The sequence below is a fragment of the Pseudomonas sp. FW215-R2 genome, assembly GCF_058789255.1.
In genome coordinates, this window is record NZ_JBYTBO010000002.1 from 478218 (window position 1) to 499051 (window position 20834).

The 20834-nt window shown below is 57.7% G+C and carries 23 protein-coding genes; 4 read left to right on the top strand and 19 right to left on the bottom strand.

The window, feature by feature from the left end; genetic code table 11:
* The first annotated feature begins 26 nt into the window (after positions 1–26).
* The 3 genes from AC3WRD_RS04785 (at position 27) to AC3WRD_RS04795 (ending at position 4521) form a co-directional block, all read left to right on the top strand.
* The gene (locus AC3WRD_RS04785; RefSeq protein ID WP_007954418.1) at positions 27–956 is read left to right on the top strand and encodes a hydrogen peroxide-inducible genes activator; all 930 of its coding nucleotides are present in this window, start codon (positions 27–29) and stop codon (positions 954–956) included.
* A 9-nt stretch (positions 957–965) separates the two neighbouring features.
* Positions 966–3041, top strand: coding sequence for an ATP-dependent DNA helicase RecG (gene recG / locus AC3WRD_RS04790; RefSeq protein WP_102620704.1), 2076 nt, complete (start codon positions 966–968; stop codon positions 3039–3041).
* Between the two features lie 79 nt (positions 3042–3120).
* Entirely contained in the window at positions 3121–4521 is a 1401-nt protein-coding gene (locus AC3WRD_RS04795) for an aminoacyl-tRNA deacylase and HDOD domain-containing protein (protein WP_085708861.1), read from the top strand.
* Between the two features lie 140 nt (positions 4522–4661).
* Here AC3WRD_RS04795 and AC3WRD_RS04800 read toward each other — a convergent pair whose 3' ends face one another.
* The gene (locus AC3WRD_RS04800) at positions 4662–5048 is read right to left on the bottom strand and encodes an SCP2 sterol-binding domain-containing protein (protein WP_011336568.1); all 387 of its coding nucleotides are present in this window, start codon (positions 5046–5048) and stop codon (positions 4662–4664) included.
* Positions 5049–5473: 425 nt separating this feature from the next.
* Here AC3WRD_RS04800 and AC3WRD_RS04805 point away from each other — a divergent pair, with 425 nt between their 5' ends.
* Positions 5474–5833, top strand: a complete 360-nt coding sequence (locus tag AC3WRD_RS04805) for a DUF6124 family protein (RefSeq protein ID WP_102620703.1) — start codon at positions 5474–5476, stop codon at positions 5831–5833.
* A gap of 62 nt (positions 5834–5895) precedes the next feature.
* Here AC3WRD_RS04805 and AC3WRD_RS04810 read toward each other — a convergent pair whose 3' ends face one another.
* The 18 genes from AC3WRD_RS04810 to AC3WRD_RS04895 form a co-directional block, all read right to left on the bottom strand.
* Positions 5896–6915, bottom strand: coding sequence for a hypothetical protein (locus tag AC3WRD_RS04810; protein ID WP_256580565.1), 1020 nt, complete (start codon positions 6913–6915; stop codon positions 5896–5898).
* Positions 6916–7012: 97 nt separating this feature from the next.
* A complete protein-coding gene (locus tag AC3WRD_RS04815) occupies positions 7013–7978 on the bottom strand; it encodes a hypothetical protein (protein ID WP_256580564.1) in 966 nt (321 codons plus the stop codon).
* Positions 7979–8066: 88 nt separating this feature from the next.
* The gene (locus AC3WRD_RS04820; RefSeq protein ID WP_102620701.1) at positions 8067–8822 is read right to left on the bottom strand and encodes a lysozyme inhibitor LprI family protein; all 756 of its coding nucleotides are present in this window, start codon (positions 8820–8822) and stop codon (positions 8067–8069) included.
* Positions 8823–8824: 2 nt separating this feature from the next.
* Positions 8825–9673, bottom strand: coding sequence for a tetratricopeptide repeat protein (locus tag AC3WRD_RS04825; RefSeq protein ID WP_102620700.1), 849 nt, complete (start codon positions 9671–9673; stop codon positions 8825–8827).
* Positions 9660–10205: a hypothetical protein gene (locus AC3WRD_RS04830; RefSeq protein WP_102620699.1), complete on the bottom strand. Its 546-nt coding sequence runs from the start codon at positions 10203–10205 to the stop codon at positions 9660–9662. Before AC3WRD_RS04830 ends, AC3WRD_RS04825 begins: the two co-directional genes overlap by 14 nt.
* 4 nt (positions 10206–10209) lie before the next feature.
* On the bottom strand, positions 10210–10665 hold the full coding sequence (locus AC3WRD_RS04835; RefSeq protein ID WP_102620698.1) for a hypothetical protein: 456 nt from the start codon (positions 10663–10665) through the stop codon (positions 10210–10212).
* 87 nt (positions 10666–10752) lie between these two features.
* Entirely contained in the window at positions 10753–11265 is a 513-nt protein-coding gene (locus AC3WRD_RS04840; RefSeq protein WP_256580563.1) for a hypothetical protein, read from the bottom strand.
* Entirely contained in the window at positions 11262–13712 is a 2451-nt protein-coding gene (locus AC3WRD_RS04845; protein WP_102620697.1) for an alpha/beta fold hydrolase, read from the bottom strand. The genes AC3WRD_RS04840 and AC3WRD_RS04845 overlap by 4 nt, the downstream gene beginning before the upstream one ends.
* Before the next feature lie 9 nt (positions 13713–13721).
* Positions 13722–15116 carry a TIGR01777 family oxidoreductase gene (locus AC3WRD_RS04850; RefSeq protein WP_102620696.1) on the bottom strand — a complete coding sequence of 465 codons (1395 nt, stop codon included), beginning with the start codon at positions 15114–15116 and terminating at the stop codon, positions 13722–13724.
* A 99-nt stretch (positions 15117–15215) separates the two neighbouring features.
* Complete coding sequence (locus AC3WRD_RS04855; RefSeq protein ID WP_102620695.1) at positions 15216–15812, bottom strand: hypothetical protein; 597 nt, start codon at positions 15810–15812, stop codon at positions 15216–15218.
* Positions 15813–15858: 46 nt separating this feature from the next.
* Complete coding sequence (locus tag AC3WRD_RS04860) at positions 15859–16275, bottom strand: lysozyme inhibitor LprI family protein (protein WP_158243860.1); 417 nt, start codon at positions 16273–16275, stop codon at positions 15859–15861.
* The gene (locus AC3WRD_RS04865) at positions 16272–17321 is read right to left on the bottom strand and encodes an SEL1-like repeat protein (RefSeq protein WP_146013069.1); all 1050 of its coding nucleotides are present in this window, start codon (positions 17319–17321) and stop codon (positions 16272–16274) included. The genes AC3WRD_RS04860 and AC3WRD_RS04865 overlap by 4 nt, the downstream gene beginning before the upstream one ends.
* Positions 17322–17342: 21 nt before the next feature.
* Positions 17343–17804 carry an XAC2610-related protein gene (locus AC3WRD_RS04870; protein WP_102620692.1) on the bottom strand — a complete coding sequence of 154 codons (462 nt, stop codon included), beginning with the start codon at positions 17802–17804 and terminating at the stop codon, positions 17343–17345.
* Between the two features lie 9 nt (positions 17805–17813).
* Positions 17814–18239, bottom strand: coding sequence for a hypothetical protein (locus AC3WRD_RS04875; protein WP_102620691.1), 426 nt, complete (start codon positions 18237–18239; stop codon positions 17814–17816).
* A 34-nt stretch (positions 18240–18273) separates the two neighbouring features.
* Positions 18274–18672: a hypothetical protein gene (locus AC3WRD_RS04880; protein WP_102620690.1), complete on the bottom strand. Its 399-nt coding sequence runs from the start codon at positions 18670–18672 to the stop codon at positions 18274–18276.
* A gap of 175 nt (positions 18673–18847) precedes the next feature.
* Positions 18848–19252, bottom strand: a complete 405-nt coding sequence (locus AC3WRD_RS04885; RefSeq protein WP_146013070.1) for a hypothetical protein — start codon at positions 19250–19252, stop codon at positions 18848–18850.
* 41 nt (positions 19253–19293) lie between these two features.
* Positions 19294–20043, bottom strand: coding sequence for a lysozyme inhibitor LprI family protein (locus AC3WRD_RS04890; RefSeq protein WP_102620732.1), 750 nt, complete (start codon positions 20041–20043; stop codon positions 19294–19296).
* A 159-nt stretch (positions 20044–20202) separates the two neighbouring features.
* Positions 20203–20715: a hypothetical protein gene (locus tag AC3WRD_RS04895; RefSeq protein WP_102620688.1), complete on the bottom strand. Its 513-nt coding sequence runs from the start codon at positions 20713–20715 to the stop codon at positions 20203–20205.
* Between the last annotated feature and the right edge of the window lie 119 nt (positions 20716–20834).

The following is a 20834-nucleotide window of genomic DNA, read 5'->3' on the forward strand; positions in this document are numbered from 1 at the left end:
GGCCCGCATCTTCATGGACGCTTGCTATGACCCTCACAGAATTACGCTACATCGTTACCCTCGCCCAAGAGCAGCATTTCGGCCACGCGGCCGAGCGTTGCCACGTCAGCCAGCCGACCCTGTCGGTGGGCGTGAAAAAGCTTGAAGACGAACTCGGTGTGCTGATTTTCGAGCGCAGCAAAAGCGCCGTGCGCCTGACCCCGGTCGGCGAAGGCATCGTCGCCCAGGCGCAAAAAGTGCTGGAGCAGGCCCAGGGCATCCGCGAACTGGCCCAGGCCGGCAAGAACCAACTGACCGCCCCGCTGAAAGTCGGCGCGATCTACACCGTCGGCCCGTACCTGTTCCCGCACCTGATTCCACAACTGCACCGGGTCGCCCCGCAGATGCCGTTGTACATCGAAGAAAACTTCACCCACGTGCTGCGCGACAAACTGCGCAACGGCGAACTGGACGCGATCATCATCGCCCTGCCGTTCAACGAAGCCGACGTGCTGACCCTGCAACTCTACGACGAGCCGTTCTACGTCCTGATGCCGGCCCAGCACCCGTGGACCCAGAAAGAATCCATCGACGCCGCGCTGCTCAACGACAAGAGCCTGCTGCTGCTCGGCGAAGGCCACTGCTTCCGCGATCAAGTGCTGGAAGCCTGCCCGACCCTGACCAAGGGCAACGACGGCGCCAAGCACACCACGGTCGAATCCAGCTCGCTGGAAACCATTCGCCATATGGTCGCCTCCGGCCTGGGCATCTCGATCCTGCCGCTGTCGGCGGTGGACAGCCATCACTACGCCCCGGGCGTGATCGAAGTGCGTCCACTGTCGGCACCAGTGCCGTTCCGCACCGTGGCCATCGCCTGGCGCGCAAGCTTCCCAAGGCCGAAAGCCATCGAGATCCTCGCCGACTCCATTCGCCTGTGCTCGGTCGCCAAACCCGCCGCGCCGGTCACGGCCGGTTAAGCCAGCGTCATGTCTGAGCTGTCGCAGGTGTCGGTCACCGCACTCAAGGGTGTCGGTGAGGCCATGGCCGAGAAACTGGCCAAGGTCGGCCTGGAAAACCTTCAGGACGTACTGTTCCACCTGCCGCTGCGTTATCAGGATCGCACCCGTGTGGTGCCGATCGGCGCGTTGCGGCCGGGGCAGGACGCCGTGGTCGAAGGCACCGTCAGTGGTGCCGACGTGGTCATGGGCCGGCGCCGCAGCCTCGTCGTGCGCTTGCAAGACGGCACCGGCGGCTTGAGCCTGCGCTTCTACCACTTCAGCAACGCGCAGAAAGAAGGCCTCAAGCGCGGCACGCGGATTCGCTGCTACGGCGAAGCCCGGCCCGGCGCCTCGGGGCTGGAGATCTACCACCCGGAATACCGCGCCATCAACGGCGACGAACCGCCGCCGGTGGATGAGACCCTGACCCCGGTCTACCCGCTGACCGAAGGCCTGACCCAGGCCCGTCTGCGCCAGTTGTGCATGCAGACGCTGACCCTGCTCAAGCCGGCCACCCTGCCCGACTGGCTGCCGACCGAACTGGCCCGCGACTATCAACTGGCGCCACTGGCCGATGCGATCCGCTACCTGCACAACCCACCCGCCGATGCCGACGTCGATGAGCTCGCCCTCGGCCATCACTGGGCCCAGCATCGCCTGGCTTTCGAAGAACTGCTTACCCACCAGCTATCGCAGCAGCGTCTGCGCGAAAGCATGCGTTCCCTGCGCGCACCGGCCATGCCGAAAGCCACGAAACTGCCGCCGAAATACCTGGCTAACCTCGGTTTCAACCCGACCGGCGCTCAGCAACGAGTCGGCAACGAAATCGCCTACGACCTCAGTCAGCACGAACCGATGCTGCGGTTGATTCAGGGCGACGTCGGCGCGGGTAAAACCGTGGTCGCCGCCCTCGCCGCGCTGCAAGCGCTGGAGGCGGGTTATCAGGTCGCACTGATGGCGCCGACCGAGATCCTCGCCGAGCAGCACTTCATCACCTTCAAGCGCTGGCTCGAACCGCTCGGCATCGAGGTGGCGTGGCTGGCCGGCAAGCTCAAGGGCAAGAACCGCGTCGCCGCGCTGGAGCAGATCGCCAGTGGCACACCGATGGTGGTCGGCACTCACGCGCTGTTTCAGGACGAAGTGCAGTTCAAGAACCTCGCGCTGGTGATCATCGACGAACAACACCGCTTCGGCGTGCAGCAACGTCTGGCGCTGCGGCAGAAAGGCGTCGGCGGGCGCATGTGCCCGCATCAATTGATCATGACCGCCACGCCGATTCCCCGGACGCTGGCGATGAGCGCCTACGCCGACCTCGACACCTCGATCCTCGACGAACTGCCGCCCGGCCGAACCCCGGTCAACACCGTGCTGGTCACCGATACCCGCCGCGTCGAAGTCATCGAACGGGTGCGCAGCGCCTGCGCCGAGGGCCGTCAGGCCTATTGGGTGTGCACGCTGATCGAAGAGTCAGAAGAGCTGACCTGCCAGGCCGCCGAAACCACCTTCGAAGACCTGACCGCCGCCCTCGGCGAGTTGAAGGTCGGGCTGATCCACGGCCGCATGAAACCCGCCGAAAAAGCCGCCGTCATGGCCGAATTCAAGGCCGGCAACCTGCAATTGCTGGTCGCCACCACCGTGATCGAAGTCGGCGTCGACGTGCCCAACGCCAGCCTGATGATCATCGAAAACCCTGAACGTCTGGGCCTCGCGCAACTGCACCAACTGCGCGGCCGCGTCGGCCGGGGCAGCGCGGTCAGCCATTGCGTGCTGCTCTACCATCCGCCGCTGTCACAGATCGGCCGCCAGCGCCTGGGCATCATGCGCGAGACCAACGACGGTTTCGTCATCGCCGAAAAAGACCTCGAACTGCGCGGCCCCGGCGAAATGCTCGGCACCCGCCAGACCGGTCTGCTGCAATTCAAGGTCGCCGACCTGATGCGCGACGCCGATCTGCTGCCCGCCGTGCGCGATGCCGCCCAGGCATTGCTCGAACGCTGGCCCACCCACGTCAGCCCGCTGCTCGACCGATGGCTGCGACACGGGCAGCAATACGGCCAAGTGTGAGCACCGTCGCAGTTTCTCAAAGCTCGTTCCAACCAAGCTGGTTATACTCCAGCAATTGTTTCAAAAACGGATACAGACCATGACCGAAGCTGCTCTCGCCCCCGAATCCCCGCACGCTCCGTCTGTTATTCGGCTGCTGCTCAACAAGCTGGGCGTCGCCTACGAAGAAGTGCTCGACCACCACGGCCTCAACGCCTCGCGCAAAGTGCAGGCCGTGTTGCTGGACGACGCAGTCGGTGCGCTGATGGTGCTGTTTCCACAGAGCCAGTTGCTGGATCTCAACCGCCTCGCCGAGCTGACGGGCCGTCGCCTGACCGCCGTGTCCACCGAGCGCCTGGAAAAGATGCTCGGCAAACACAGCCTGAGCCTGCTGCCGGGCCTGCCGGCGCTGACCAGCTCGCCGTGTCTCTACGAAGAAAGCCTGCTGCGCGAGCCCAAGTTGCTGATCAACTCCGGCGAGCCGGGCCTGCTGCTGGAAATCGCCAGCGAAGACTTCAAGACCATGCTGACCAAGGCCAGCGCCGCCAACTTCGGCGAAGCCCTGAGCAGCATCCGCCCGAACCTCGACCGCCCGGACGATGACCGCGAGGAAATCACCCAGGCCGTGCAGGCGTTCACCGCGCGGCGCATCCAGCAACGTCTGGAAGCGACCATCGAGATTCCGCCGCTGGCCGAAACCGCACAAAAAATCATCAAGCTGCGCGTCGACCCGAATGCCACCATCGACGACATCACCGGCGTGGTCGAAACCGATCCGGCGCTGGCTGCGCAGGTAGTGAGCTGGGCGGCGTCGCCGTACTACGCGTCGCCGGGCAAGATCCGTTCGGTGGAAGACGCGATCGTCCGCGTACTGGGCTTCGATCTGGTGATCAACCTGGCGCTGGGCCTGGCCCTCGGCAAGACCCTGAGCCTGCCCAAGGATCACCCGCAACACACCACGCCGTACTGGCAGCAGTCGATCTACACCGCCGCCGTCATCGAAGGCCTGACCCGCGCCATGCCGCGCGCCCAGCGCCCGGAAGCCGGCCTGACCTACCTCGCCGGTCTGCTGCACAACTTCGGCTATCTGCTGCTGGCCCACGTGTTCCCGCCGCACTTCTCGCTGATCTGCCGCCACCTGGAGGTCAACCCGCACCTGTGCCACAGCTACGTCGAGCAACACCTGTTGGGCATCAGCCGCGAACAGATCGGCTCCTGGCTGATGCGCTACTGGGACATGCCGGACGAACTGGCCACCGCCCTGCGCTTCCAGCACGACCCGAACTACGACGGCGCCTACGCCGAATACCCGAACCTCGTCTGCCTGGCCGTGCGCCTGCTACGCGGTCGCGGGATCGGCTCCGGGCCGGATGAAGACATTCCGGATGCGCTGCTGGAGCGCGTTGGTCTTACTCGTGACAAGGCCAATGACGTCGTCAGCAAAGTACTGGAAGCCGAAGTCCTCCTGCGCGAACTGGCTTCGCAATTCAGCCAGGCCTGACTTACGCTCATAAAAAAGGCCCCACACTCAACCAAGTGTGGGGCCTTTTTTATTGCTTGGATCGTTCCCACGTCGAGGCGTCGAACCGTCTGCGTGGGAATGCAGCCCGTGACGCTCCGCGTCACCGCCTCACCTCAGACTCAAGCAGCCTTCGGCTTGGCCTTCCGCGGCTTCAAATACTTCATCAACCCCTGAAACCACATCACCAGTGCCGGGTTGCCCTTGAGCTGGATCGACTTGTCCTGAATCCCCTGCATGAACGCCAACTGCTTGTTCTTCGCCTGCATCGTGGCAAACCCGAACGCCGCGTCTTTAAAGGCAATCGCAAACGCCGGCTCCGCCACCACCCCGGACTTGCTGGTAATGCGTTGATCCTTCACCACGAAATGCCGCGCCACTTTCCCGTCCAGAGTCTGTAGCTGAAACACCAGATCCTTGTCACCCAACTGCTGCTGGAACGCAGGATTTGTCCGACTGGCCTTACCCATCAACAGACCCAGCATCCACAGAAGAAAACGAAATTTCATGCGCACAGCCTCAAAAGGAAAATGAACGGCTGGGGGAGTGTAAGGGATTCGGACGGATTCGCCACTATCCAAGACTGATAGAAGACGATGCAGGTCTTTTCTCGCATGATGACTGCCAAGTCACGCCTTGAGCCTGATCGTTCCCACGCTCTGCGTGGGAATGCATCCCGTGACGCTCCGCGTCACACCATCCCCCGTCCTACACCTGAAGAAACACATTCCTGTAGGAGCTGCCGATAGCAATGGTTTCTTGTTCCTCTACCCCGCAAATCCTTGGGAAATGTCCTTCAAACTGCGGTGCTGTCCATGAACTAGGCGTGCTCGGAGTTCATCGATAACCTCTTTCCGTCACCGCAAAATCGGTGACCGGATGTGCAAGTCCGAAAACCGGGGCAAATCTTTCCAACTCCAAAGGATTTACACCGATGATCGATCCAACCCTCACTGACGAAGAAGTTTCCCCCTACGAATTCCCAGACTCGAAGAAACTCCATGAAGCCGCCGAACGCGCCCTCGACCACCATTTCAAACCCAGCGCCCCACGCCCAAAACGCCTGGGTGGCCTGTTCGCCCTCTGCCCCAACGCCGACGCTGAAGCCCTCATGGCCAACGCCTCCGAAGACCTCCTGTCCATCAGTGCCTTCGCCGCCAACCTGGCCGACGACCTCGACGGCCCCCGCCGCTCGATGGCACTGGGCCTGAGCAGAATGGCGGATGGCGTGCGGTTGATGGTGGAAGGCACGCTCGATCACATTGAACTTCGGGAGTATCAGGTCAAGCCGTAGCTGAATCGCGAGCGGAAAAAAGGGGACGTTGAGTCCCCTTTTCCATTCTTCGGCAACAGCAACTAGCGAAAGTCCTCTGCGCTTTTTGGGGCCGTCTCTAGCCCGAAATCCGCCAACCGATGTACGTAAGCATGACCACCGGCATTACAGGACTGCCGGAATACAACTTTGTCCCCCTTGAGCACCTTCAGAGAACTCAAGAAGGCCTGGTTAACGAGGTAGGTATACGCACCGCTTTTGAACTTGATGATGTTCAGGTTCACGCTGCCTTCCGATGCATCTACAACAAAGAACTTTCCCTTGGGTGGCATAGCATTCTTCGGATAGACCAGCTCGACGTTATCCGGCACACCGTAACGGTACTGAACAGAACCGGCCGTGGGCTTGCTGTTTCCCCGCGCACAAACAGAAACCGTCTTGCCGCCCTGCAACGGGCAACTGAAGTAGATGTCTTCATCATCCGAGCACAACGTTCCATCCTGCCCGCCCTTCAATGGTGCCGTCTCCAGCGAAACGCGCTCCGGCTTTTTGGCGGCATCGGCACAGTTGGACAGGCAAACCAGCTTCGAAAGATCCGGAACATCGCTTTCAGTGAACAGGTAAGTCGCTGAACCCTCACGGTTGCGGGCGTGATAAACGGGAACACTGACGGCCAGCCCTTTGGCCGACACCGGCACCTTGGCATCCCCGCCCGAGACGACCCAGCCTTCGGCCTCTCCGCACAACGCCTCCAAAGCGACTTCACTGAACGAGTCTTTCGTTGGCACGACAAACGGCTTGGCATCACCTCGGCAGTCGTAGCCATGCCAGTAGGGCCCGGTGTTCATATCAATGTCGATCGAGAAAACATAAGCGCCGTCGAGCTCCACTTTGCCGCTGCCGTAGGTGAAAACCAGCCAGCGCCGCGTCTTCGACTGTGAGGAGTTTTCTTCCTCCAGGATGTAGCGCTCGCCATCGCGATACAGCCAGAAAACACTCCCCGCTCCGGCCGATACCGGCCTTTCGGAGAGACGCTGCCCGGACTTAGCATCCACCAGGAAATCGTCTCTCAGCGCCAGCGCACAGTCGCTATCGGCGTCCATACAAGACTCGAGTGACGGGAACATCGGCCCCGCCACCGCAGAGAAAGAACACAGCAATAACGCGATCAAACCTAATCTTTTCAACTTGCCACCTGTTTCAAAGTGAGTAATCCATCACTTCTTCCAGCCGCCAGCATTGCCCACGAACAAACCGATACTCGAAGACATAATCGGTATCCGGTTTCTGCAGGATGGCGACGGCGTGATCACCCTGCTCTTCCTTAACGGTCAACGTCAGGCCCTGGGCCTCTCGCTTCGCCAGATCCGGGATGATCGGGAACTTGAGCTGATCGCCGCTGAGGCTGCTTTTTTGCATCTCGGGCTCGGGATCACCGGCCATGGTCGTGACCATTTTCAGCGGCTGTTGGACGAAGGCTTTCTGCACGTCCGCGCGTTCAGAGAAGGCTGAGAGGAACGTTGAAAAGTTGGGTGAGGGGCAAGCAACACTGGTCACGTCATCGTCGGTCTTTAACGCTTTCTGGCGGATCTCCTTTTGCAGTTTCGAATCGGCAATGATCTTTGCATCAAGGTCTGCCAGACGCTTTTTGATACTCGCTGCATCCTTGTAGGCACACACGACATCGACGCCATGCTCAAGGTCTCGGCCGTCGCGACAGTTCTGCAATTCGGGGTCTGGTGGATCACCGCGGAAAAACCGCAAAGACAACTGTTCCCCCTGCTTGATGAGCGGCAATTCCAGCGTCCAATAGGTGTAGCCTTCAAAGTTACCGTATGACTCTTTTAGCTTCGTGAGCACGTACAGGGATTTCCCCGCTTGCTCAGGAAATTTGCGTTCAAAGAAAAACACCGACGCGATTTCATCACCCATGAGCGGCGCCACAAACGAGAGTTCCGGCTTCGTGGGACTCATCGTCGTGTAAAAAACCTCCCCACCGGGAACGTAGGCGCCTGTCGTCTGACCCTTGAGCGTGTTCTTCAAAAACAACACGGTGATCTTCTGCTCGCCCACTGATGCCACCACCGGCGGATGCATTTGCTTGATGGTTTGCAGGTCATCAGCTGCTGCCGGTTGTGCTGTAAAACCGATGATCGATACGAGCATGCACACACAACTTGAGAACCTGGTCACTTCCATTACTTCCTTGTTGATCGACAAATTGATCAATCTTCAAAAAACAGCGCGAGTGGCCTCACGATGATTCAGGTACGCCGCATTTCAGCTCTTTGATTTGCTCGTTCTGAATCGGAATTACACAGGCGAGGCGTTTTTCGCCGGTAGGACGAAGCTCTGTCAGACTAAGCGTCACGTGCAAACCGTCGTCCGCAAAGACGTGATCCTCAAACCCGGCATAGCTATAACCCGACCTGAACGACTTGCCGTCAAAACTGCAAAAGCGCCTGGACGACAACACCCTCCAATTGCCGTCCGGCGCAAGGATTTGCACATCGAGGCACGGACTACCAAACGCGGTGACATAACGAGCAACAACATCACCAAAGCGTTGAGAGGCAGAGTTGGAAACCTTGGCGACATCGACCACTTCACTCGGATCATCCGGCGCGACAGCGTCCAGATAAGCGGCTCGCTCCAGACTCATTCTGGCGATGCAGTTGTTGGTCAGCGTGGCATATGCCTTGGATCCGGTTTCAGTCTCTATGGCTTCGAGAGGGCATGTGGTGTCGCGCAACTTGATCCACGCGCGTTGCGAGTCTCTGGCCATGGCCATGTATGCCTTCGCTTGTTCAGGCTGACGCTTCCATTGAGACTCGAATCGAGTCATCAATAGTTTGTAGCTGGCATTGAGTTTTGCATCGGCACTCTTGCGGTCGGCTTCCACGCATTGGTCGTATTGCCAGCTCACTGTGATGACTTTGCAGTTGTCCTCAGCGAGCGCGATTGAAGCGGACAGCAGGCCTAAGGACAACGCGATAAAGCGCACAAACATGTTCAATGTTTCATTCCCTGAATGACGGATCGCTCAACTGCGCGTTGAGGTATTTTCTGCGCCTTGCCGTCGGCGCTCATCGCGTCGCGGTACTGGCTGTAATAGCGCTGCGCTTCGTCTTTGCGATCAAGGCGCCAGAGTGAATCGGCGATGTTCAACATCAGCACTGTGCGTTTGCCGACGGCCTCAACGCCGCGATAGAACTTCAGCGCCAGCTCATCTTTGCCGCCCTCGGCCAGGTAAAAGCCCAAGTCGTTATAGGCCTGAACATTTTGCGCCGGGGCATGACACGCCATGTAGGACTCCGGACTTAAATAGACCAGGCCCCATTCGATGGACTCTGCGCGAGACTGCGCCAGTTCGTTACTTGTGACATGTTTCAGCAAGTCCTTTGGAGACCTCGTCTCCAGGGCGGGAGTGAGCACATCGCCGTCTTCGGTAACCCATTGATTGCCCTTCCACTGCCCGACACAAAAAGTGGCCGAACGATCAGCCAACACGCAACCAGTCTCCATTGAGATAACCGTGCAATGCTGTTGCGACACCAACTTTTCTTCACCATTTTCGTCCGACAACATGCCGAATATCACTGGGTCGAGCAGCAAGGTTTTCTTGTCAGGACTGAGCATATTGGAGTGCCCATCGGCGCCAATATCGGCGCCAAAGAGCGGGAAGGTTTTGCCATTGGCGGTGAACCATGCGGTCGCCGAATCCACACCGGGCATCGTCCATTCTGTAGCCCGAAACGACACCGTGTGCCCGTCGACACCGACTATCGGCGGGTCCTCGGCAAAGGCGCTCATAGCGCTGCACAGACTGCCGATCATCAATACCCGCTTAAGGCTGCCCATAGTCGATCCTTTTAACCGAGGGACTTTCCGACTGCAGCTGCCTCTTGGTCACGCCATAAGCCTTGATCAGTTCTTCCCAGGACCCCTTCGAACCAAATGAGCGCTGATTATTATCGAAGCTGTATTGCTCCAATCGCCCCACTGTCGAGTAATACCCGTGCCATTCAGGACAGGCACCGCAACCGCCGTAGCCACCTATCGAAACAAGACTGCCCTTGGTTCCTTTCACACAATCCATCGCCACGACAACGTTACTCAGCATCTTCGCTTTCTTACCGTCAGACGTGAGCTGTGAAACCTTGTCGATGTTGCGGCGCAAGACTTTGCCGCCGATGTTGATCGTCTGGTCGGAGCAAACCGGGATGAGGTGGGTTTCCGCGTCATCCACCGTCACGGATCGGCAGGACGACACCATCACCACTTCAACGCCGCCACATTGCATGACATCGCGCTGGGTGTAGGCGTCCTTGGGAGCGGCGAAAGCTGGAAACGAGAGCAACAGCGAAAGGCTGCCCGCGAGTAGTCGGCTCATCCACTCATTCCTCATCAATTGACGGCGATTCCACGTCGGTCATGCCAAGCAGCCGGAACTCATTGTTTACGAATTCGTAGTACCGATCCCGGTTACGGTTTTCCAGGCGTTTTCCCTGGGTGTCTTCTTCACCATCGAGCGTGACGCCGGAAATGATGATCAAGCGACTATCGGGCAAATACGTCGTGTCGAAAGTGCTGCCGTCATAGGCATTCGGAAGACCGCCAACGACATCACCGGTCTGGGCGTCCAGCACTTCGCCACAAATGGCGCCGCCGCCACAGCCGAACCTGTACAGGATGTAATGGCCGGCGAAGTTGACCTTGCCTTGCAGGGCCTTCGCCCGGGTGCCGTCCATGACCGGGTTGCTTTGTTCCTGCTGCACCGGTTCATGGTTGGGGCCGCTGAAAACGGGGGTGACGGCGTAATCCTTGAAGTCGGGATCGGCGGCGAATGCCATGGAAGAGGCAGCTGATAGCAAGCTGCCGAGAACAATCGAAAATCCTTTCAAGTACTAACTCCATAACTGCAGTGGGAAACCGTTGGCTTACTCGGACTGACCTTCATAACGCTGTGTCTGCGGGTTGAATTGCCATAGATGACGCCGAGTTAACGCGTCTTTTCCCATGTAACTGATCTGGTCGCGCTTATCCCTGACGTAGGAATAGATTGCGATGTCTTTGAAGTCTCCGCCGTTCTTGGGCGGACCATCCAAGACCTTCACTCTGGCGAAATAATCTCCACCGACATGCTTCAAGTAACCATGGCACTGGATCAGGAAGGCGAAGGTTGAGTCACCCGCTGATCCGCGACTTGAGTAGGAGGTGAAAATGAAGTCTTCCTGACCGTCGTCATTGAGATCACCGCGGTACACAACCTTGCCGTACTCCACAGAAAATTGGTCCTTGTGGAGGCCGGAAAGTATGTCGTCAGGCTTGTTATCTCGACTCTCTGACCACTGAGAGAGAAAGTGCTTGGTATCAGACTCGGAATTGCACACATCCATCGCCATGCTCGCCATCGGCAACCAGGCCATACACATCAACGACAGTCGCTTCACTTCACATCCTTCGAATTCATCAATTCCAGCTCACCATCCCGATACAACACTTCGCACCCGATCCACGCCAGATCCACCTGCGGCATCACCGCCGAAGGCTTGCGCAGTTCCCGCAACAACGTCGAACCATGCGACAACCGTCCACCCATCCGCGCAATCACCGCCCGCGCGGCCTGATAGTGCGCGTGACGCCCGGGATCGAGGGTGTCTTCCAGCAAGATGTCGGCGCCAAGAATGCCCCTCACCTGCCCCGGGTAAATCATGAACCCGGTGGCCTGTTCGGCACCTTCGCGGCCGTCCTGCCAGAAGCTGCCGTCGCGCGTGCGGATGTCCGGGTGCGGCGCAAACCAGTGATCGCGATCCGCCAGAGGCATGGCGTGATGCAGGCGAAAGAAGATGCGCATCAGGTTGTCCCGATACCACTCGCGCACTTGCAGGTAGTAACCACGCAGGCCCGGCAGGCCGGTCGAATGAGCGAGCCGGATCAGCCCTGACCATTGCGGGAACGCCTGTAATGGCAACGCGCTCGACGCAGGTCGAGGTGTGGCCGGATCGGTCTCCCACGGCAGTCGATGGGGGCTGTTTTCCAGGTTGTCGTAAGCGGTGGGTGGTCGGCCCAGCCAGTCCCCGCCGCTGCTGGCCAGCGCCGTGGCGATGCACAGATTGCCCTGCACCACGAACACATAAAACCGGGTGAACCAGTCGGCCAGTTGCTGACCGTCAGCACCCTGGGCGACGAGGTCGGTCAGCTCCCGGTCGAAACGCTGCAAGCCATGCTCAAGGCTCAGCAAATGCCCGCGAGCGATACGCTGCATGCGCAAAAACAACGGCAGCGAACGCATCATCCGCAGCGGTCGCCACGGCAGATGCGGGGTCGCACCGCCGACTTCACCGGCATAGTTGCTGGCGCTGATGCCCCAGTCGGCCAACCGTGCGAGAAACAGGTCGTTGTTGATGTAGGACGCGCCGCCAAATACCGCCGTGAACGGCTCGTTGTCCTGCAACACCCGCGCATCCCAACGGGCCATGATCGCCGGAATGCTCGCGGCGGCCCGGCGCTGGGCGTACTCCACCAGCACGCTGGGTTGCAGTGGCAGGATCTCGGCGATGTTGGCGGCCGTCAGGTGCCGGCGCCAGCCGTAGTCGCTGATCGGCCGGTATTGCAGCAGCCACAGTTGCGTACCGTCCCAGGCCCATTCGACATCGCCGGGCACATAGTGAAACACCCGCAAGACATCCTGGAGAAAGCGCCACAGCACGTCTTCGGTCAAACCGTGGGCGGCCGTGAATGTGCCGCTGCGCCAGGCATCGCCGAGCCGCGAGAGCGTCGCCCGCTCCGGGCTGATCTGGCCGTCGGCAAGGGACTCAAGATGACCTTCAACCCACTCGAGTTCCACCGACAGATGACGCACAAACGCGATGCCCGACACCTGCGGCGTGATGAAGCGCTGCACCACCACTTCCTCGACACCTTCGGCAGTCAGCTCGACGATGCGCGCCGGCACGATGGCGGCCGGCTCGCGCAGATAGGTCGTGCTCAAACCGGCATTCGCCGAGTCGGCCTGATCTTCGCCGTAACTGGAGGAACGTACCGCCCAGGTCGCCTGTGGTTGGCTGGCGAGGAAGGTCGGTAGTCGCGGGTCGTTGCAATCGTTGAGAGTCAGCGCCGTCGGCACCGGTTGCCGGGCCAGTTCCGCCAGACGCAAACGCCCGCCCTTGGTGTGCGCGACAAACCCGCGTTCGCCCGACTCCAGCCACTGCGCAAACTGCGCGGGCGCGTCGATCCATGGGTAATGGCCCCAACCGGGTTTGAGGCTGATGGTCAGGTCTGCGCGCGCAAGAATTGCCGACCATGCCGCCGCTTGTTCGATGCCAAGCACCTTGTCCTGATCGCCCCAGACCAACTCGACCGGGTCGGTGATCCACTCCAGCAAGGGCAGCGCGGTGTCGGCACGGATCAGATCCCAGTGCGGCACAAACGCACGGCAGCGCGCATAACCGGCGCCCATGCGCTGGTACTGCGCGGGCGTCCAGGTCTGGTTGGAAAACTTGCGGGCGAACAGCGTGGGTTTGTTCGACAGCAGCCAGTGAATGGACTTGCGGATCGGCAGCGGTGACATCAGCGCCGGCAATCGGCGCTGCCACAAAAAGGCGCCCACCGGCGCCAGCAACACACTGCGAGAAAAGTGCCCGGGCCGACGTTGCAGTGCATGCAGCACCAGCAACGCGTTGACCCCGACGGCCATGATCGCGCTGCCCTTTTGCGTCATCGCCAACAAGGTCTGGGCGTAAGCCGCCAGATCCTCGCAGGGCGGCTGCGGGTTGGCGCCGAAGCCCGGCAGCTCCAGCGGCACCACGTCGTAACGCTGAAAATGCGGCAGCGCATCATCCCACCAATCGGCGGCGCTGCCGTTGCCGGCCAGCAGGTACATCAGAGACTTGCTCATGGGCGATCCTCAGGCCAGATCGCGCAGCGCGGCGTCGAGGGTCGGATAGCGGAACGTGTAGCCCGCCTCACTCAAACGCTGCGGCACTACGCGTTGACCGTCGAAAAACAGCTGAGCCATTTCCCCGGCCAACGCACGCACTGGCGCTGCAGGAATGTGGAACCACACCGGACGCTTGAGGACCTTGCCAACATTCTCGGCGAACGCTGCCTGACTGACGGTTTCGGGCGCGACCATGTTGTAGGTGCCACGCAAATTTTCATCGTGGAAAGATCGAGCGATCACCTGAATCACATCGTCGCGGTGCACCCAGCTCATGATCTGCTGACCATCGCCCATGCGCCCGCCGAAGCCCAGGCGAAACGGAATCAGCAATGGCAACAACGCACCGCCCGGCCCAAACACCACACCGAGGCGCAGCACCACCTGACGCACGCCAAACTGCGTCGCGGGTTGCGCCGAAGCCTCCCAACGCGCACAGAGCTCGGCCATGAAACCGTCGCCCTTGCTGGCCTGTTCATCGAGGTTTTCGCTGGCATCACGCACACCGTAAAAACCGATGGCCGAGGCCTGAATCCATAGCGCGGGTTTATGGCTCGTGTGCTTCAGCCAGGTCATCAAGGCTTCGGTGGTATCGACCCGACTGGCGAGTAGTTGCGCCTGCCGTTTGGGGCTCCAGCGTGGACCGGCGACCGGTGCGCCGGCGAGGTTGATCACCACGTCGAAGGGTTCGTCGCAGCCGAGTTCGCTCAACGACCGCACACAGCGAACGCGACCATCGAACAGGTTCGCTGCTTTCAACGGATCCCGCGCCAACACACTGACCGTGTGGCCGGCGTCGAGTAACTGATTGACCACGGCTTCACCGATAAACCCGGTGCCCCCGGTGATCAGCACGCGCTTGTAGGCCCCGCCGACAAAGGGGTTGGACTTGCTTACGGTTCTTTCTGGCGGGGACGACCGACGATCATGGCGCAGCAACCAGATCAGCGGCGGCAACAGCACCAGCAGCGCAAAACCGTCTAGCCACAGATGCGACCAGACTTGCTGTTGCGCCGAAAGCCACATGTCCTGCGGCGCCCATAACAGCACGCCCGCCATCAACCATCCCCAAATTGCGGGAGCTCTAAGACGGTTGCCGAGATGCACCAACGCGAGCATGTACAGCGAATAACTTTGCAGCGTCGCGCCGAACAGTGCGAGCCACCACACCTGCTGCTCGTGGCCGGCAGCAGGAACCGCATCGGCGCCCCAGAACGCGAGTTCGAGGGTGTGCAAATAGCCGTCGAGTAATCCGGAATGACCGGCCCAGGTCAGTGTGAGACCGGCGAGCACATGCACGATCGCCGCGGCATACAGCCAAAGCACCATCGCGGGGCGAAGAGAGAAAGAGGGGGCTGGCATTCCGTGTCCTGAGCGTATTCCTTGAGGGCGGGGAGTTTAAAGGAAAATGGGGGTTGTCAGTCGCGCGAAGACAAAACGTTTGGTCGCGTTCAGTGATCTCTATTGCGCGGAGTGAGCGTCGATCACGCCGAATAAACTCTTCAACCTGGCAATATCTTCTTCGTAAAAGCCATTACATTGGGTGACGACTACATATTCAGAGCCGGTCGCTTTTCCATGGGTACTGCATACAAGTCCAAAACCTTCCCCGCCACCTTGTCGTTCATACACGACATCCCGCGCATCCATCAGTACCCAGCCTGGCATCGCCAGTTTTTTAGTGGCTGATTCGGGCAACTGATCGAAATACATGATTCCCTCAGCATTCGGCAACTTGACGAGCAAGTTGTAGGGCGACGACAAAGCACTCATCCCCACGGTTTTCTTGACCTCGTTGAGGTCATTACCCCGCACGATAAACGTAGAGAGGCGGTCTATATCACTCTCATAAGCTGGATGATTGCGCGGCGACAGCTTCAAGACTTCCACGGTGCCCTCGTTGAGGCAACTGACCACCTCAAGGGTTGACTGGACGTCGTGAAACTCGCAGGTGGATTCTTGAGCAAATACTGTCGGTGATAGAAGTGCCGTGCAGAACGCGAGCCCCCAGGTGAAACAGGATTGGGGCACGCTCAATTGAATGGCCTTTTTACGCATTCCCATATCCCCACCCAACCAAGCAAAAACATTAATCAGCACAACATCAATGTGCCGGAAGGATACCGTCCAAATATAAAGCTCTCTCCAGACTCATCTTCGCGGCGCATCTATTCAGATCTGCAGAATAGGATGTCGTGTCCCATTCATTCTCAAACCCCTCAAGCCTGCAGTTCGAATCCCTCAGCTTTATCCACGCCCGCTGGGAGTTTTTCAGTCGATCCAGAAACGCCTTATGCTCTTCATGCCGAGACTGATACTGAAAAATATACCGAAACCCTGCTCTATCAATCACCGCGTCGTAACTGTCATTAAGCACACGATCGGCAGCCTTCATCGCTTTTTCTGCGCACTCGTCACGTTGCCCAGCCGCTACTGCCTCACAACCTGCATCTTGGGAAAAACTGACTGACGAGACTGACATCGCCACAAATGCACAGAACATCCAACGCGCGACATTCACTGAGTGCCACCTGCGCCAATACATTCAATTGAGTTGTCCATGACGACGCCTCGGGCCGACAAGCGCTCGACCGCAGCAGGGCCCGACTTAAGCTCGGTCTTGCTGGCCTCGCGGTAACAGGCCATTGCACGGGGCAGATCAGCAGCGACGACAGTGCCGGCTTCGTAGACGTCACCCAATCGCAGGAATGCGTGGGTAGAGCCTCGTAGCGCGGCGCTTTCCAATGTCGCCATCGATTTTTGCGGATCGATGCAGGCCTTGTGATCGCCGTACTCACCCTCATCGCAGTAAAACAAGGAGAGGAACACGCCATCGTCGGGATTACTCTGAAATGCCTGATTCATGAGCTCCAGAATCTGTTCATTCGGCAATCGCGGTGCCTGCCCGGAAAGACTGATTCCCGCGGCCGCCACTGCCGCCTGGGCCGAACCTTTGCGGGCGCCGTCCACATAGCTGTCCAGCGCTGCCGCGTATAAAGAGACACCGGATTCACCTGATGCCTTGTTGACCAGCCGATCGAACATCACACCTTTTTTGAACTCGCGCTCACCGGGTGAAGGGCGATCTGTTCGAGCCACGTCATCCATCACCGCTTCGAGCGCCCAGTCTTCAACACTGTTCAGCACCCAGCAGTCGCTGTGTTTGAAGACGAAAATCTTCAAAAAGGTACCCCGCTGATCACGTACGACCACCCTGTTCGGAAACTCGATCTCGGTAGTCAGACTAAACGCGGCAGCATTTTCCGTACCCAGCACGCTCAATTCATCGGCGGGCAAATGCTTGACGCTGCGCACGACAACCTTGGGTATGTTGCCTTCAGCCACGACATGAGTTGCCTTAATCGGCGACGCAGTAAACGCTTTCTGTACCGCCGAGTCCGATGAAAAGATTTTGACGAAGTCAGCGAAGTTGTTAGCCGGGCATTGCTGTTCAGTAGAGGCGAAAGCGCTAGTGCACAGGCCGGTGCTCAACAATGCAATGGAAAGCCACTGATTCAGCCTGCGTGTTGTCATACCGCAACTCGGTACCGCAAAAAAACGTTTCAACAGTGTTCTTCCTTGAGCCATTCAGGTCTTGCGTTTGGTGAATCGGGTAATGCATTGCTCTGGCCCGTTCATGCCCCAATAAGTGCTGAGCAACGCCTTACGCTTTTTGTCTACGCGCAGGTTGACGAAGCCATCGCCGCAATCGGGCTTAGCCTCTTCGAAACGGTTTGTCTCAGGTTGGTAGATGAACACTCTGAAGTAGGAGTAAGTACCCATACCGTCATCAATCTGCCAGACAGAAAAGTCCTTCATACCGTCGAAATTGAAATCGCCGATCTGCATATGCAGCGGTTTTTCCGCTTGAAAATCGATTGTCCGCGACTCGCTGTGCGCTGCGTTTTTAAGAGCGACATTCAGAGTGGAACCTTCGAGTATCAATGTCGCTTCGACGCCTTTGGCTGGACTGAACGTGGTTGTTTCGGCCCACACCGAGATCGTCCACAGCAGGGCAAGCAATGAAACCACTAGAGTTTTGAATTGCATTTACTCGTCCTACTCCCACTCGCATCCGGACTCTAGGGAGGAGTCGATGTTGGGGTTATTCAAGAAGTGGTAAACCTTTCCGTTGGACTTTTTCGTGTACTTCATCGAGACGATCTGCGTCCCTTGAGTCACGAAATCGTAGGTTCCCGCAACCTTGCCATTGACGACTTCAGACCACGTTGTGGCTCTCTGCCAAGGGGCGTCGGGACCGAGCATCTCCTCCTCGGAATCCGTCAACACAATGGAGATGGGCTCGCTGGACTTGGCATACTTGACGAATCCACCTGACCATTTGCTTGAGGAGTCGTAGTAGGTACGCAGTTCGAACTTCACCGGGCTGTCCTGTGAAAGTTCGAAGCAAAATGATTCGGTGGTGACCTTCGCATAAGCCATCAGGGGGAAGAGGCTGACCAGCAGAAGAAGGGCTTTTTTCATGTTCATTTCCTTATGAGTGATCGGGGGCCCGGGCCTATTCCGATCCCGCTACACACTGTCCATCCTGAAGATCAGGAGCCAGCGCCCGATTTCCCGACAGATACCAACTCGCAAGCGACTGACTCTCGCAATAAGCGTTCTTCTCGGCATCGTAATAAAACGCGACCTTGTGATTGGCCATCCCGCCCCGGTTGGGGACAAACAACTCGACGGCGAACACGACATCGGGCAAAGCAGTTTTTCTGTCCGACATCAGCGTGGGTGGCCCCAGAAACTTACAAGGCACGCCGTCAAAAGGCAGATCCAACCGGCCGTCTTGATACCTGTAAATCGCGCAAATGCCATTCGGATCTTCAATCACCACGGCAGCTATCGTTCCACCGCTCCAGTTCACCACGCCATCTGCAATGGCGCGAAAACTCTCGGCAGGCATTTGGTCTTCCTTTGTGAGTGCAGCGACCATCGCGGTGGGCATTGTATGGCTTGTACTGACACCGGCTGGCGCTGCGTTTGCGGACAACGCCCACGTCAACGCCAGGAACAACAGGGGAACGACTTTCACTCTAAATCCCCGAAGGCATGGCTGACCGATATGCAATGCACGACCCTTACTGCGCCGTACATTCAGGTTCAGCGAGATGTTCACCATCAACGCGGAATTTGCATAATTCGGTAGTTTCATTCACTCCAACCAACGACATCAGCTTGAAGGTCAACTGCAATTCGGTGTCGAAAAACGTGGCCCTATCCAATGAGACATCGGTGAAGCCGTTGTTAAAGTTCTTCCCTTCAATGTCGCAGAACTCCATCGAGTCGCTCGCTGCTCCTTGTCCCCCAGGCTTGAGAATCTGAATATTGACGCAGGGGCTATCGAACGTTTGGTAATAACGGACCAGTTTTCCGGAAACGTAAGCGACATCGGCTTTGTATATATCGACGACCGGCCCTCGTGCGTTGCCTGCAAATGCACAACATGAAAAACACAAAACTGAAAACAGCGACAATCCTTTCAAGACTCACCCACTCCATAAACCTGTTGATCAAATGCTTTAGTTCACTGTTTGCTCTTGTCCGGAGCCATAGCCAATTGACGGGCTCGCTCTATCGTCGCGCGAATCAAGCAGGAGTTCGACCACTCCCCGAAAACCGATTTAGACGATTTCGGCTCAGGCAGACACTCCGCATCGCGAAATTTCATCCAGGCCCTTTGGGTTTCTCTCAGACCTTTCTGTGCATTTTCGTCCAACCGTTCCATGCGCTCCCGGTAAACGAGGTTGAGCAGTGCATCCGTATCCGTCACAACCAGATCAAGCGCTCCACTCGACGCAGTTGGCCACACAACGTCCGCCAACGCCTGCTTGGTTTCGTTGTTCCAATTGTAGAAACCGTTCTCTTCAATCTTCAGCCAGGCAGAGCGCCTATGATGATTGGTCGGATCGGTCGCACTGACTTCAGACTGGTAAACAATCTCCAGATAGATCGGGTCGGTTGAGCGCTGAGGATCATTCAGCAGCGTTTGGCGAACGATGGCCCGTTGTTTTTTGCTCTCGGTGATTTCAATCGAAAAGCATGGGTCCGGGCCGGGGCGATCGGCTGACTTAACCCGCTCCAGACACTCTTTACGAAGAGCCATAGAGGTATCACCCGGCCCCCCTCCTACGTCGAGAACCCTGACGAGCAGTCGTATTTCTGGATCTTTGGAAAAATCTGCCTGAAGCACCGTTGCGATAAACGTTCCCTCTGCCTTGGCAAGAGACGACAGCAATGACAGCAAGAAAACAACGCCGAATCTAAACACTTTCATTCCTTTGTTTACCTGGAAAATCAATAAAAGCTTGCAAAGCATCTCGCCTGAGCTTGATCAACTAACAAATGATGCAGATCTATTTAAACACCTCGCCATAAAAACCAAAGAGCGCAACAGACAAACCCATCCCCATTGATACTTACCCGCCGACCCCAGTTACTCTGACTCCCCTTCGTACTTCTGAGACTCAGAGTTGAATCGCCAAATATGCGGAGTAGTCAAGGGCTCTCCATCTTTGTATTTTATTCTGCCGCTTGACTCCCGCTTATACGAATAAACCTTGATATCTTTAAAAACGTTTTCTTGCCGGCCTCCCGACTCCATGACTTCAACTTTTGCAAAGTAGCTAGCGCCAATCAACTTCAAATACCCGTGGCACTGAAGTAAAAAACTAAAAACTCGATCACCGCTTGAGCCGACACCAGTTGATGCTTCAAAGATGAAATCATCGATATCATCATCATTGAAATCGCCGACAAAAACGACCCTTCCATGATCGACTAGAAGTTCCTTGCCGTCTTGTGTCGACAACACTTTAATTTTGCTTTCGCCGATTTTCCAATCGGAAATAAAACTGACTGAATCCTTCTGAACATTGCAGACTTCACTATCAGAAGCCCATGTTAAACATGGAACAATACCGACTATAAAAAAAGCTAAATATTTCATATCAAATATTCATAATAAAATAATTTCCACCGGGCCTTACAACACCTTGAGAAAGGCCGACCCCATACGAAGAATCGAAGAAAATAGATAAAAAACGGGACGAATCTATTTTCGTAAAA